Source organism: Sphingomonas sp. TDK1 (assembly GCF_001650735.1).
Lineage (GTDB): Bacteria > Pseudomonadota > Alphaproteobacteria > Sphingomonadales > Sphingomonadaceae > Sphingomonas.
Genome location: NZ_LXVY01000048.1, coordinates 197,310 through 211,439, shown reverse-complemented (window position 1 = coordinate 211,439; position 14,130 = coordinate 197,310). Strand labels below are relative to the sequence as shown.

Annotated in this window: 7 protein-coding genes; 4 read left to right on the top strand and 3 right to left on the bottom strand. The window is 66.0% G+C overall.

Going from position 1 to position 14,130, the window contains the following annotated elements; all coding sequences use genetic code 11:
• Positions 1-159 precede the first annotated feature (159 nt).
• From modA to A7X12_RS23930, 3 genes are read left to right on the top strand one after another with little or no spacing between them, the layout of a single operon-like run.
• Positions 160-936 (top strand): molybdate ABC transporter substrate-binding protein, encoded by a 777-nt coding sequence (modA, locus tag A7X12_RS23940; protein WP_064313936.1) that lies wholly within the window; start codon positions 160-162, stop codon positions 934-936.
• A 10-nt stretch (positions 937-946) separates the two neighbouring features.
• Positions 947-1,636, top strand: coding sequence for a molybdate ABC transporter permease subunit (modB, locus tag A7X12_RS23935; protein WP_064313935.1), 690 nt, complete (start codon positions 947-949; stop codon positions 1,634-1,636).
• Positions 1,626-2,240, top strand: a complete 615-nt coding sequence (locus A7X12_RS23930) for an ATP-binding cassette domain-containing protein (protein WP_064313934.1) — start codon at positions 1,626-1,628, stop codon at positions 2,238-2,240. Before modB ends, A7X12_RS23930 begins: the two co-directional genes overlap by 11 nt.
• Here the strand turns inward: A7X12_RS23930 and A7X12_RS23925 are convergent.
• Positions 2,237-4,024, bottom strand: coding sequence for a methyl-accepting chemotaxis protein (locus A7X12_RS23925; RefSeq protein ID WP_232318668.1), 1,788 nt, complete (start codon positions 4,022-4,024; stop codon positions 2,237-2,239). The two genes, A7X12_RS23930 and A7X12_RS23925, sit on opposite strands and share 4 nt — an antisense overlap.
• Before the next feature lie 195 nt (positions 4,025-4,219).
• Between A7X12_RS23925 and A7X12_RS23920 the strand changes: the two genes are divergently transcribed.
• Positions 4,220-5,305, top strand: coding sequence for a carbohydrate porin (locus A7X12_RS23920; protein WP_232318667.1), 1,086 nt, complete (start codon positions 4,220-4,222; stop codon positions 5,303-5,305).
• Positions 5,306-5,409: 104 nt separating this feature from the next.
• Here the strand turns inward: A7X12_RS23920 and rpoC are convergent, their stop codons facing one another.
• Together rpoC and rpoB are read right to left on the bottom strand one after the other, a co-directional pair.
• Positions 5,410-9,693, bottom strand: a complete 4,284-nt coding sequence (rpoC, locus tag A7X12_RS23915; RefSeq protein ID WP_064313933.1) for a DNA-directed RNA polymerase subunit beta' — start codon at positions 9,691-9,693, stop codon at positions 5,410-5,412.
• A 113-nt stretch (positions 9,694-9,806) separates the two neighbouring features.
• A complete protein-coding gene (rpoB, locus tag A7X12_RS23910; protein WP_064313932.1) occupies positions 9,807-13,961 on the bottom strand; it encodes a DNA-directed RNA polymerase subunit beta in 4,155 nt (1,384 codons plus the stop codon).
• Positions 13,962-14,130: the final 169 nt, after the last annotated feature.

The window sequence follows — 14,130 nt, the reverse complement described above, 5'->3', positions numbered from 1 at the left end:
CTGCCCCGTTTCGGACATTGCTTGGGCACTACGGCGATGTTGAACCGCCGACGCCGCGGCAAGCGAGGAAGCGCATCGGACGCATACCGGTGGGTTGCTTGACATGGCGAGGTGGAGCCGCGAACCGGAGCGCATCGGTTTGCCGGAGGTTTCGTGTCCATGCCTGTCTCGCTTGCCCCGACCCGTCGCTGGGCGATCGCCGCACTGGTCGCGGTCTTCGCCTTCCCCGCACATGCCGCAGCCCAGCCGCCGCTGGTGCTCGCCGCTGCGAGTCTGCAGGAATCGATGAACGCCGCCGCCGATGCCTGGGCGCGGATGGGGCATGCACGCCCGGTGCTGTCCTTCGCCGCGTCCTCCGCGCTGGCGCGGCAGATCCAGTCCGGAGCGCCGGCGGACCTGTTCGTGTCCGCCGACGAGCCCTGGATGGACGCGGTGGACAAGGCCGGCAAGCTGGCGCCCGGCACCCGCTTGGCGTTCCTGGGTACCCAGCTGGTCCTCGCGGTACCGGTGTCCGACCGGCGGGCCGTGCCGCTGGATCGCGCCGGACCGCTGCTGGCCGCGCTGGGGCGGGGGCGGCTCGCGATGGCCGATCCTGACGCTGTCCCCGCCGGGCTGTACGGCAAGGCCGCGTTGCAGAAGATTGGTGCCTGGGATCGACTGAACCGCCAGGTCGCGCGGGCAGAGAATGTCCGGGCGGCCCTTGCGCTGGTGGAACGTGGCGCTGCGCCGTTCGGCATCGTCTATGCGACCGACGCGCGCGCCTCGGCCAAGGTGCGGATCGCGGGCGTGTTCCCGGCGAACAGCCACCCGCCGATTCGCTACCCGATTGCTCGCCTGAAGACCGCCGCCAGCCCGGATGCCGAGCCGTTCCGGCGCTTCCTCGTCAGCGCGCGCGGCAAGGCGATCTTCGCGCGCTACGGTTTCACCCCGCTATGAGCATCGCCGCGTGCTGAGCGGCGAGGAGTGGGGCATCGTGCTCCTGTCGCTGAAGGTAGGGGGCGTGGCGGTGCTCACGGTGCTGCCCGTGGCGTTCGCGCTTGCCTGGCTGCTCGCGCGCGCGCGCTTCCCCGGCAAGGTGCTGCTCGACGCGCTGGTGCATCTGCCGCTGGTGGTCCCGCCGGTAGTGACCGGGTGGATTCTGTTGCTGGCCTTCGCGCCCGCCGGACCGATCGGTGGGGTGCTGGAGCGCTGGTTCGGCGTCACCGTGTTGTTCCGCTGGAGCGGCGCGGCGATCGCGGCCGGGGTGATGGCGCTGCCGCTGATGGTGCGGGCGATCCGGCTGTCGCTGGAATCGGTGGATCGACAGCTGGAGCAGGCCGCGCGCAGCCTCGGCGCAGGGCCGTGGCGGACCTTCGCCACCGTGACGCTGCCGCTGGCGCTGCCCGGCGTACTGGCTGGGCTGGTGCTCGGCTTCGCGCGGGCGCTGGGAGAGTTCGGCGCCACCATTTCCTTCGTTTCCAACGTGCCGGGGGAAACGCAGACGTTGCCGCTCGCCATCTATTCGGCGCTGCAGGTGCCGGGCGGCGAGGGGCAGGTGCTTCGGCTGGCCGCCGTATCGGTGCTGCTCGCGCTGGTCGCGCTGGTGGGATCGGAACTGGTAGCGCGACGGACGGGGCGGGGCACGCATGTCCTTTGACATCGACGTGCGCCGCCGACTCGGTGAAACCGAGATCGCCTGCCGGATCGAGCCGCGGGCGGGCGTCACCGTGCTGTTCGGCCCGTCCGGCGCGGGCAAGAGCAGCGTCCTCAACATGGTCGCGGGGCTGTTGCGGCCGGATGCCGGGCATATCCGCATCTGCGATCGCACGCTGTTCGATTCGGCCAGCGGCGTGGACCTGAAGCCGGAGGCGCGACGGGCCGGCTATGTGTTTCAGGAGCCGCGGCTGTTCCCGCACCTGCGCGCGCGCGCCAATCTTCTCTATGGCTGGCGAAAGGATGCGGCGGTCGATGTCGACGGCGTGATCGCGCTGCTAGGCATCGCCCATCTGCTTGATCGCTGGCCGCGAACGCTGTCCGGCGGCGAGGCCAAGCGCGTCGCGATCGGCCGCGCGCTGCTTACCGACCCCGCTTTCCTGCTATTGGACGAGCCCCTCGCCGCGCTGGACCGCCCGCGGCGCGAGGAGATCCTGGCCCTGCTCGAGCGGCTGCGCGACGGGGTCGGACTGCCGATCCTGCTCGTCACCCATGATCGCGACGAGGCGGAGCGGCTGGGCGACCGTATCATATTGTTCGGCGACTAGACCCACTCCGCCTCGTCCACCGCCGCAACGCTGGCGACGGGGAGCGCGGCGTCAGCCGCACGGGGGAGCGCCCGGGCCATGCCGGCATCGATGCGGAACTGGCCGGCCTGCTCGACCAGCTGCCCGATCTCCGCCATCAGGTTGCGTGCGGCAGCGGAGGTCTGCTCCACCATTGCGGCGTTCTGCTGGGTCGAATGGTCCATCACCCGGATCGTTTCGCTGAGGCGGGAGATCGACTCCGACTGCACCCGGTTATCCGCGGCCACCTGACCGAGCAGCTTGTGCACGGACTGGGCGTTTTCGGAGATGGAGGTGAACGCGCCGTCGACATCCTCGACGGCCGCGACGGCAGTGCCGATCTCCACCTGCGTCACGGTGAGCTGGTCGCGTGCGCGGCCGGCTTCTTCCTCGGCCCGCATCGCCAGCGCCGAGACGAGGTCGGCGACCACGGCGAAGCCGCGTCCTGCTTCCCCGGCGCGGCCCGCCTCGACGGCGGCGTTCATGGCGAGAACACGAGTCTGGAACGCGATCTTGTCGAGCCCCTCGATCACCGCATCGATGCCCTTGGCGCTCTCGGAGACGCGGCTCATCGCCGTCACCGCGCTGCTGACGCGCGCGCGGCCGGAGCTGACCGCCTCGATCGTCTGATCGGCGCGACCCACCGTTTCGCTGGCCGCGCGAACCGACGTCTTCAGCCGCTCGTCGATCTGGGTGACCTCCGCCGTCGTTGTCTCCAGGCTCGCGGCATTCGCTTCGGTGCGCCGTGCCAGATCCTCCGCCGCGGCGGTGATCTCGGTCGACGCGCGACGCAGCGATCCGGCGCCGCCATGTACTGACGTGATCAGCGCGCGCAGGCTGTCGACAGCAGTGTTGAAGTCCTGCTTCAGCCGCGCGAACGGACCTTGCAGCTGGGCGTCCACGCGAGTCGTCAGGTCGCCCCCCGCGAGGCTACGCAGGCCCGAGCCGACGGTGTCCACGATCAGCTCGGTCGTCGCCTGCTTTTCGGCGTTGGCGGAATCCACCTGCTGGCTGAACGCGGCGATCGCGCGGGCAAGGGCGCCCAGTTCATCTTGCCGATCCGTTTCCGGCAGGGGGGTGCCGGGAGCGGTGAGCAGCCGGCCTACCGTGTCGGAGAGCGCGATCAGCGGATGGACGAGCCGACGATTGGCAAGCCGGCCCGCGTAGAGCGCCCCGCCTACCGCGGCGGCCAATGTCGCGACCAGCAGGCCAATGGTGATCCATTCGAGGGTGAGGCCCGCGCGCGCGGTTGCGTCGGAATGCTTCTCGATCGCGTCTGATGCGGCAGCCATCGACTCTTCCAGAACGGAGAATTGCTTGAAGAAGGCCGGCAGCATCTGCTTCGCAGTTCCCAGGTTGCCCGTCGCCGTCGCGGCGATCTGCTTGGCGGCATCGGCATACGCGACCATTGGTCCGCCGACCTTCGCCGCAGCGGCTTCGATCGCTGGATTTCCCTTGAACGCGACATCTTCCGCGATGCGCGTGCGCAGGGTGCCCAGATGCTCCTCAAGATCCTTGCGCACCTCCTCCTGCTTGATGCCGATGGCGGAGTCGCTCGCGGCCAGAATGGCCAGCACGTCGCTGCGCACGGCATCGTGCATCATGTCCGCTTCCATATGGTTGCGGAGCAAGCCCGACGCCACCGACTGCCGTTCCAGCGCGCTACTGAGCAGCCAGGAGGAAACGATCCCGGTGCCCCCACAAAGCAGGAACAGCAGAATGATGGCGGTTGTCAGTTTTCTGGTTGAATTTGCTATCGACTGCACGCGATTGCTCCAAGCACCCGACACGGCCCCGAAATGCTGTGTCCTCTCCAGAAAAATTATAGACAAGATTTCATGAAGTAGAGTCATTCATCCTAAAACCTTCTCGAGGGGAGTAGCGGGACTGTTGGTATGAAGCGACTTATTTGCGCCATTGTGGCAGCGTGTACATGGCCGACATACGTATATTCCCAGAGCGTGATCGACGTGCATTTGGTAGAGACGATCGACATCGCCAGTGTTGCGCGGGGCCCGGATCGCGATCGTGCCTTCGTGCTGGACGATACGGACCTGACCGCGGATGCCGATCTTGCGCGGCTCGTCGGCTGGAAGGGGGCCCGGGCGCATGTGCACGTCATGAGCACCATGGGCGGCCGGCCCAATGACGCTGCCGGGACGCTGCAGGGCGTCGACAATATCGAGGTCGCGAGCCACCATTTGCGTCTGTTCGAGGCGTGGATAGAGCAACGCGTCGGCACGAACACCACGGTGCGCAGCGGTGTGTATGATCTCAACAGCGAATTCTACACGAATGCGTCGGCGGGGCTGCTGATCTCGCCGTCTTTTGGTGCAGGGTCCGAACTGGCGGCCTCGGGACCGAACGGCCCTTCGATCTTCCCGTCCACTGCCCTGACGGTGCGAGTGGAACATCGGTTTGGTGAGGTGGCCTATCTGCGTGCCGCCGTACTCAACGGATCGGCCGGCTGCCTTGGCGATCCGGAGGGCGTCGATTTCAGCTTCCGGGACGGCGTGCTGCTGATCGGGGAGGCAGGGGTCGAGCGGCCGGGATTCAAGCTAGGCGCGGGCTACTGGCGCTACAGCAAGATGCATGACGACTATACCGCGGTCGACATGGACGGTGCGGCGATCCAGCGCCGCGATCACGGCGGCTATGTGATCGGCGACGTGCAGTTGCTGGGTGGGGAGGGCAGGCCCACCGTAACCGCCTTCGGGCGCGCGGGCCTTTCGGGCGGGTCAACCACGCCGTTCCAAGGCGGATGGCAAGTGGGCGTTCTGGCGGAACATCTCTTCGCCGGGCGACCCGATTCCCAGGCGTCGCTCGGCGTGAGCCGAGGTACGACCACCCGCGGGTTCCGGACGATGTTGCTCGATCAGGGCGTGCGGCCCGCCCGGGCGGAAACCACGTTCGAGCTGACCTATTCGGACAAGCTTGCCAAGTGGCTGACAGTTCAGCCTGACCTTCAGTTCATCACCGATCGCGGGGGCGTGGAAAAGGCTCGCGGTGTCTTGGTGAGCATGTTGCGGCTTACCATCAGTTTCTGACGCGGGTGGAATAGCAGCCATGAAAAAGCCGCCGCCCGGTATCCCGGACGGCGGCTCTGTTCGTGTCACGCTCGGTCAGGCTGGGAGCCCCCGAACGGAGCGGATCACTCCGCCTCGTTCAAATACTCGCCGGCATCCGCATCGGTGCCGTGGCCCGACGGGGTCACCGACGCCAGGGGATCATCCCCGGTGCCGCCTGCATCCCGCGTGCTGCGGGCGAGTTCCGCCGCATGCTCTTCCGCCGCGCTCGCCGGAGCGATGAGCGAGGCTTCCTGCATCTTGCGCTGGGCGACGCGCAGCGCCGCATCGCGAGAGGTGGCGGCAACCCGCAGGCGACCCATGCCCGCACCGGTACCGGCGGGGATCAGGCGGCCGACGATCACATTCTCCTTCAGGCCCTGCAACGTGTCCTTCTTGCCCTGCACCGCGGCTTCGGTGAGCACGCGGGTGGTCTCCTGGAACGACGCGGCCGAGATGAAGCTGCGGGTCTGCAGCGACGCCTTGGTGATGCCGAGCAGGATCGGCTTGCCCATCGCGGGCTGCTGGCCCGGCTGGAGCTTCTCGTTATGCTCGTCCATCTCGTCGCGATCGACCTGTTCGCCCGCCAGCAGCGTGGTGTCGCCGCCGTCGGTGATCTCGACCTTCTGCAGCATCTGGCGAACGATCACCTCGATGTGCTTGTCGTTGATCTTCACGCCCTGCAGTCGATAGACTTCCTGGATTTCGCTGACCAGATATTCGGCCAGCGGCTCGATGCCGAGCACTTCCAGGATGTCGTGCGGATCCGGCGAACCGCCGATCAGGTTGTCGCCACGCTTGACGTAGTCGCCTTCCTGAACGTCGATCACCTTCGACTTCGGGACCAGATACTCCACGACCTCGCCGCCGTCCTCGGGCTGGATGCCGATCTTGCGCTTGGCCTTGTAGTCCTTGCCGAACACCACGCGGCCCGAGACCTTCGCGATGATGGCATTTTCCTTGGGCTTGCGCGCTTCGAACAGCTCGGCGACGCGCGGCAGACCACCGGTGATGTCGCGGGTCTTGGCGGACTCGCGGGCCACACGGGCAAGCACGTCACCGCCCTGCACCGTGGCGCCATCCTCGACCGAGATCACCGCGCCCGGCGCCAGCATGTAGCGGGCGGCTTCGGCGGCATTCTCGCCGGTGAGGGTCATGCGAGGACGCAGGTCCTCCTTCTTGCCCGCACCGCGGAACTCGGTGACGACGCGCTGGGCGATGCCCGTCGCTTCGTCGACCTGCTCCGTCATGGTCTTGCCTTCGATGATGTCCTGATACTTCACGGTACCGCCGGTTTCCGTAATCACCGGCATGGTGAACGGATCCCACTCGGCCATGCGATCGCCGGCGCTGACCAGATGGCCGTCGTCGAACATCACATAGGCGCCGTACGGGATCTTGTGCACGGCCAGCTCGCGGCCATCCATGTCCATGATCGCGATCTCGCCCGAGCGGCTGAGCACCACGCGACGGCCGCGCTGATCCTCGATCAGGCGCAGGTCGCGGAACTCGGCCTTGCCGTCCACGGGGGCTTCGAGGTTCGACTGCTCGTTGAGCTGCGCCGCGCCGCCGATGTGGAAGGTACGCATGGTCAGCTGCGTGCCCGGCTCACCGATCGACTGCGCCGCGATGACGCCCACCGCTTCGCCGATGTTCACCGGGGTACCGCGGGCAAGGTCACGCCCGTAGCACTTGGCGCACACGCCGAGCTTGGCTTCGCAGACCAGCGGCGAACGGATCTTCACCGCCGGGGTGCTGAGCGCCTCGATCTGCGCGATCATCGCTTCGTCGAGCAGGGTGCCGATCGGGATCACGACCTGGTTGGTCTTCGGATCGATGATGTCCTCGGCCGTGGTGCGGCCCAGGATGCGCTCGCCGAGCGAGGCGATCACCGAACCGCCCTGCACGATCGCCTTCATCTCCAGCGCGCGCTCGGTGCCGCAATCGTCCTCGAGGACGACGCAGTCCTGCGACACGTCGACCAGACGACGGGTGAGGTAGCCCGAGTTCGCCGTCTTCAACGCGGTGTCCGCGAGGCCCTTACGAGCGCCGTGGGTCGAGTTGAAGTATTCAAGAACGGTCAGACCTTCCTTGAAGTTCGAGATGATCGGCGTTTCGATGATCTCGCCCGACGGCTTGGCCATCAGGCCGCGCATGCCGGCCAGCTGCTTGATCTGCGCCGCCGAACCACGGGCACCGGAGTGCGCCATGATGTAGATGGCGTTGTCGGGCATCTGGCGGCCGGTCACGGGGTCCTTCTTGACCGCCTTGATCTCGTCCATCATCGCCGCGGCCACCTGGTCACCGCAACGGCTCCAGGCGTCGATCACCTTGTTGTACTTCTCCTGCTGCGTGATCAGGCCGTCCTGATACTGCTGCTCGAAGTCCTTCACCAGCGCCTTGGTCTCGTCGACCAGACCGACCTTGGCTTCCGGAATGATCATGTCGTCCTTGCCGAACGAGATGCCGGCCTTGAACGCGTGGCGGAAGCCCAGCGACATGATCGCATCGGCGAACAGCACGGTCTCCTTCTGGCCGGTGTGACGATAGACCTCGTCGATCACGTCGCCCACGTCCTTCTTGGTGAGCAGGCGATTGACGACGTCGAACGGCACCTTGTGGCTGTGCGGCAGGCACTCGCCGAGCAGCATGCGGCCCGGGGTGGTCTGGTAGCGCTTGAGGTACGACTTGCCGTCCTCGTCCGTCTGCGGCACGCGGCTGGTGATCTTCGAGTGCAGCGTCACCGCACCGGCGTTGAGGGCCTGGTGGACCTCCGCCATGTCGGCCAGCAGCATGCCTTCGCCCGGCTCGCCTTCCTTCTCCATCGTGATGTAATAGAGACCCAGCACCATGTCCTGCGACGGCACGATGATCGGCTTGCCGTTGGCGGGGGACAGGATGTTGTTGGTCGACATCATCAGGACGCGCGCTTCCAGCTGGGCCTCGAGGCTCAGCGGAACGTGGACGGCCATCTGGTCACCGTCGAAGTCGGCGTTGAACGCCGAGCAGACCAGCGGGTGGAGCTGGATCGCCTTGCCTTCGATCAGCACCGGCTCAAACGCCTGGATGCCCAGACGGTGGAGCGTCGGCGCGCGGTTCAGCAGCACCGGGTGCTCGCGGATCACCTCGTCCAGGATGTCCCAGACTTCCTTGCGCTCCTTCTCAACCCACTTCTTCGCCTGCTTGAGGGTCATGGAGAGACCCTTGGCGTCGAGACGGGCGTAGATGAACGGCTTGAACAGCTCGAGCGCCATCTTCTTCGGCAGGCCGCACTGGTGCAGCTTGAGCTCCGGACCGGTCACGATGACCGAACGGCCCGAATAGTCGACGCGCTTGCCGAGCAGGTTCTGACGGAAGCGGCCCTGCTTGCCCTTGAGCATGTCGGACAGCGACTTGAGCGGGCGCTTGTTCGCACCGGTGATGGTGCGGCCGCGGCGGCCATTGTCGAACAGCGCGTCGACGGCTTCCTGCAGCATGCGCTTTTCGTTGCGGACGATGATGTCCGGCGCGCGCAGCTCCATCAGCCGCTTCAGACGGTTGTTACGGTTGATCACGCGGCGATACAGATCGTTGAGATCCGAGGTCGCGAAGCGACCGCCGTCCAGCGGCACCAGCGGACGCAGCTCGGGCGGGATCACCGGCACGACGTCCAGGATCATCCATTCCGGGCGGTTGCCCGAATCGATGAAGCTCTCGACGACCTTGAGGCGCTTGATGATCTTCTTGGGCTTCAGCTCCGACTTGGTCGTCGCCAGCTCTTCCAGAAGCTCCTTGCGCTCGCCCTCGAGGTCGAGATCCATGAGCATGATCTTGACCGCTTCGGCGCCGATGCCGGCGGAGAAGGCGTCCTCGCCATATTCATCCTGCGCGTCGAGCAGCTCGTCCTCGGTGAGGAGCTGGAACTTCTCGAGCGGGGTGAGGCCCGGCTCGGTGACGATGTAGCTCTCGAAGTACAGCACGCGCTCGAGCTGCTTGAGCTGCATGTCGAGCAGCAGGCCGATGCGGCTCGGCAGCGACTTCAGGAACCAGATGTGGGCGACAGGGGCGGCCAGTTCGATATGGCCCATGCGCTCGCGGCGGACCTTCGAGACGGTCACTTCCACGCCGCACTTTTCGCAGACGATGCCCTTGTACTTCATCCGCTTGTACTTGCCGCACAGGCACTCATAGTCCTTGATCGGACCGAAGATGCGCGCGCAGAACAGACCGTCGCGCTCGGGCTTGAACGTGCGGTAGTTGATCGTCTCGGGCTTCTTGATCTCGCCGAACGACCAGCTGCGGATACGGTCCGGCGACGCGATCCCGATCTGGATCTGGTCGAAGGTTTCCGGCTTGGCGAGCGGGTTCGCGAAGTTGGTAAGTTCGTTCATTTCTTCACTCCATCGCCCTTCCGCGTACGGAAGGGGCTAGGGGAGGGGATGTCTTTCGTCGGCAGGCGGCTGGCGGCCCCTCCTTCCCGGGGGGAAGGAAGGGCGCCGGTCCCTTACTCCGCGGCGATCTGCACGCCGTCGTCGTCGAAGCCGAGTTCGGCATTCTTCAACTCGACGTTGAGACCCAGCGAGCGCATTTCCTTGACGAGCACGTTGAAGCTCTCCGGAATGCCGGCCTCGAAGGTGTCGTCGCCCTTGACGATCGCTTCGTAGACCTTGGTGCGGCCGACCACGTCGTCCGACTTCACCGTCAGCATTTCCTGGAGCGTGTACGCCGCGCCATATGCCTGGAGCGCCCACACTTCCATTTCACCGAAGCGCTGGCCGCCGAACTGCGCCTTACCGCCCAGCGGCTGCTGGGTGACGAGGCTGTACGGCCCGATCGAACGCGCGTGGATCTTGTCGTCCACAAGGTGGTGCAGCTTGAGCACATACTTGTAGCCGACGGTCACCTTGCGGTCGAACGCATCGCCCGTGCGGCCGTCGAACAGCGTCACCTGGCCGGACTCGTCGAGGCCCGCCATGCGCAGCATCGCCGAGACGTCAGCTTCCACGGCGCCGTCGAACACCGGGGTGGCCATCGGCACGCCCGAGCGGACGTTCTGCGCCAGGTCCACCAGCTGCTCGGTCGTGCGCTGGTTCAGCTCGTCCTTGTAGTTGTCGCCATAGACGGTACCGAGCAGTTCCTTGACCGCTTCCGGCGGCTCGCCGGCCTGCGGGTTCGGATTGGCTGCACGCCATGCATCGAGCGCGTCGCCGATCTTCCGGCCCAGGCCGCGCGCGGCCCAGCCCAGATGGGTCTCGAAGATCTGCCCGACATTCATGCGCGACGGCACGCCCAGCGGGTTCAGCACGAAGTCGACCGGCGTGCCGTCCTCGAGGAACGGCATGTCTTCCTGCGGCAGGATGCGGCTGATGATGCCCTTGTTGCCGTGGCGGCCGGCCATCTTGTCGCCCGGCTGCAGCTTGCGCTTCACCGCGACGAACACCTTGACCATCTTCAGCACGCCCGGCGGCAGCTCGTCGCCCCGCTCCAGCTTCTCGCGGCGGTCCTCGAACTTGTCCTTGATGCGCTTCACGGCCTCGTCATACTGGCCCTTCACCGCTTCCAGGTTGCCCTGCATGGTGTCGTCCTGCACCGCGAACTTCCACCACTCGTGGCGGTCGATGCTGTCGAGCAGGTCCTCGTCGATGGTGACGCCCTTCTTGAGGCCCTTCGGCGCAGCGGTCGCCACCTGACCCAGCAGCATCTCGCGCAGACGCGACCAGGTCGCGCGGTTGAGGATGTTGCGCTCGTCGTCGGCGTCCTTGCGCAGGCGCTCGATTTCCTCGCGCTCGATCGCCAGGGCACGCTCGTCCTTGTCGATGCCGTGGCGGTTGAACACGCGGACGTCGACGATCGTGCCGGCCACGCCCGGGGGCAGACGCAGCGAGGTGTCGCGCACGTCGCTGGCCTTTTCACCGAAGATGGCGCGGAGGAGCTTCTCTTCCGGCGTCATCGGGCTTTCGCCCTTCGGGGTGATCTTGCCGACCAGGATGTCGCCCGGCTCCACTTCGGCGCCGACATACACGATGCCCGCTTCGTCGAGGTTGCGGAGCGCTTCCTCGCCGACGTTCGGGATGTCGCGGGTGATGTCTTCCGGCCCGAGCTTGGTGTCGCGCGCCATCACTTCGAACTCATCGATATGGATCGACGTGAACACGTCGTCCTTCACGATGCGCTCGTTGATCAGGATCGAGTCCTCGTAGTTGTAGCCGTTCCACGGCATGAACGCGACGAGCACGTTGCGGCCCAGCGCCAGCTCGCCGAACTCGGTCGACGGGCCGTCGGCGATCACGTCGCCGGCCTGCACGATGTCGCCCACCTTCACCAGCGGACGCTGGTTGATGCAGGTCGACTGGTTCGAGCGCTGGAACTTCATCAGCGTGTAGATGTCGACGCCGCTCTCGCTGGCATCGACGTCACCCGTTGCGCGGACCACGATACGGGTCGCGTCGACCTGGTCGACCACGCCCGAACGCTTGGCGGCGATCGCGGCGCCGGAATCCCGGGCCACGGTCGACTCCATGCCGGTGCCGACGAAGGGCGCTTCCGCCTTCACCAGCGGCACGGCCTGGCGCTGCATGTTCGAGCCCATCAGCGCGCGGTTCGCGTCGTCCTTCTCGAGGAAGGGGATCAGCGAAGCGGCGACCGAGACGAGCTGCTTCGGCGACACGTCCATCAGCGTCACCTGATCGCGCAGCGCCATCAGGAATTCGCCGGCCTGGCGGGCCGAGACGAGATCGTCGACGAAGCCGCCATTCTCGTCGAGCTCGGCCGATGCCTGCGCGATCGTGTGCTTCTGCTCTTCCATCGCCGACAGGTAGACCACGTCGTTGGTCACCTTGCCGTCAATGATCTTGCGGTACGGCGTCTCGATGAAGCCGTACTTGTTGACGCGGCTGAACGTCGCCAGCGAGTTGATCAGACCGATGTTCGGGCCTTCCGGCGTTTCGATCGGGCAGATACGGCCATAGTGGGTCGGGTGAACGTCGCGGACTTCGAAGCCTGCGCGCTCACGCGTCAGACCGCCCGGCCCGAGCGCCGAGACGCGACGCTTGTGCGTCACTTCGGAGAGCGGGTTGGTCTGGTCCATGAACTGCGACAGCTGCGACGAACCGAAGAACTCGCGCACCGCGGCGACCGCGGGCTTGGCGTTGATCAGGTCGTTCGGCATCACCGTCGACACGTCGACCGACGACATGCGCTCCTTCACGGCACGCTCCATGCGGAGCAGGCCGACGCGGTACTGGTTCTCGAGCAGCTCGCCCACCGAGCGCACGCGGCGATTGCCGAGATTGTCGATGTCGTCGACTTCGCCCTTGCCGTCCTTGAGGTTCACGAGCGTCTTGACGACCTCGAGAATGTCCTCGGTGCGCAGCGTGGTCACCGTGTCCGGCGTGTCGAGGCCCAGGCGCATGTTGAGCTTCACGCGGCCCACGGCTGAGAGGTCGTAGCGCTCGGGGTCGAAGAACAGGCCGGCGAACAGCGATTCCGCGGTCTCGAGCGTCGGCGGCTCGCCGGGGCGCATGACGCGGTAGATATCGGACAGCGCCTGCTGGCGCTCTTCGGCCTTGTCGACCTTGAGCGTGTTGCGGATCCACGGACCGGTGGCGATGTGATCGATGTCGAGCAGCTCGATCCGGTCGATGCCCGCCTTGTCGAGCTTCTCGAGATTCTCGGCCGAGACTTCGTCGCCGGCTTCGATGTAGATCTCGCCGGTCGCCTCGTTGATCAGGTCATAGGCGCTGTAGCGGCCGAAGATTTCCTCGGTCGGGATCAGCAGCGTCTCGAGACCGTCCTTCGCCGCCTTGTTGGCAGCGCGGGGGCTGATCTTCTGGCCGGCCGGGAACACGACCTCGCCCGACTTGGCGTCGACGATGTCGAACATCGGCTTCGAACCGCGCCAGTTCTCCACCTGGAAGGGGATCTGCCAGCCGTTCGGACCGCGCAGGAAGGTGACGCGGTTGTAGAAATAGTTGAGGATCTCTTCCGACGTCAGACCCAGCGCATACAGCAGGCTGGTGACCGGCAGCTTGCGCTTGCGGTCGATACGGACGTTGACGATGTCCTTGGCGTCGAACTCGAAGTCCAGCCACGAACCGCGATACGGGATCACGCGCGCGGCGAAGAGATACTTGCCCGAAGCGTGGGTCTTGCCGCGGTCATGGTCGAACAGCACGCCCGGCGAGCGGTGCATCTGGCTGACGATGACGCGCTCGGTGCCGTTGATGAAGAACGTGCCGTTCTCGGTCATGAGCGGCATGTCGCCCATGTACACGTCCTGCTCCTTGATATCGAGCACCGACCGGGCTTCCGTATCGGGATCGACCTCGAACACGATGAGGCGGAGGGTAACGCGCATCGGCGCCGCATAGGTGATGCCGCGCTGGCGGCACTCGTCCACGTCGAACTTCGGATCCTCGAGCTCGTAGGTCACGAAGTCGAGCTCGGCGGTGCCGGCGAAGTCGCGGATCGGGAACACGCTGCGGAGCGTCTTCTCGAGGCCGGAGACATAGCCGATCGAGGGGTCCGACCGCAGGAACTGTTCGTAGGATTCGCGCTGAACCTCGATCAGGTTCGGCATCTGCACCACTTCGTGGATGTCGCCGAACACCTTGCGGATGCGGCGCTTCAGCGTGCCGCCCTCGATTGCCTTGGTAGCCATAGGTGTGTGTTGCCTCGTCAGCCGTAAACTCGGTGCCCCTGTCCGGGAGCCAGGACGTGCAAAGCGACGCCGAAAAGCCGCGCGACCCCATGTTCGGGATTCGGCAGCTCTACAGGCGTCTGACAAGCCGTTCCGATCCATTCGTACGATGCGCTGCGCGACGGCGCGT

Excerpts from the sequence above, each read along its gene's own strand:
- modA (WP_064313936.1), top strand. The coding sequence starts at position 160 with ATGCCTGTCTCGCTTGCCCCGACCCGTCGCTGGGCGATCGCCGCACTG.
- A7X12_RS23930 (WP_064313934.1), top strand. The coding sequence starts at position 1,626 with ATGTCCTTTGACATCGACGTGCGCCGCCGACTCGGTGAAACCGAGATC.
- rpoC (WP_064313933.1), bottom strand. The coding sequence starts at position 9,693 with ATGAACGAACTTACCAACTTCGCGAACCCGCTCGCCAAGCCGGAAACC.
- rpoB (WP_064313932.1), bottom strand. The coding sequence starts at position 13,961 with ATGGCTACCAAGGCAATCGAGGGCGGCACGCTGAAGCGCCGCATCCGC.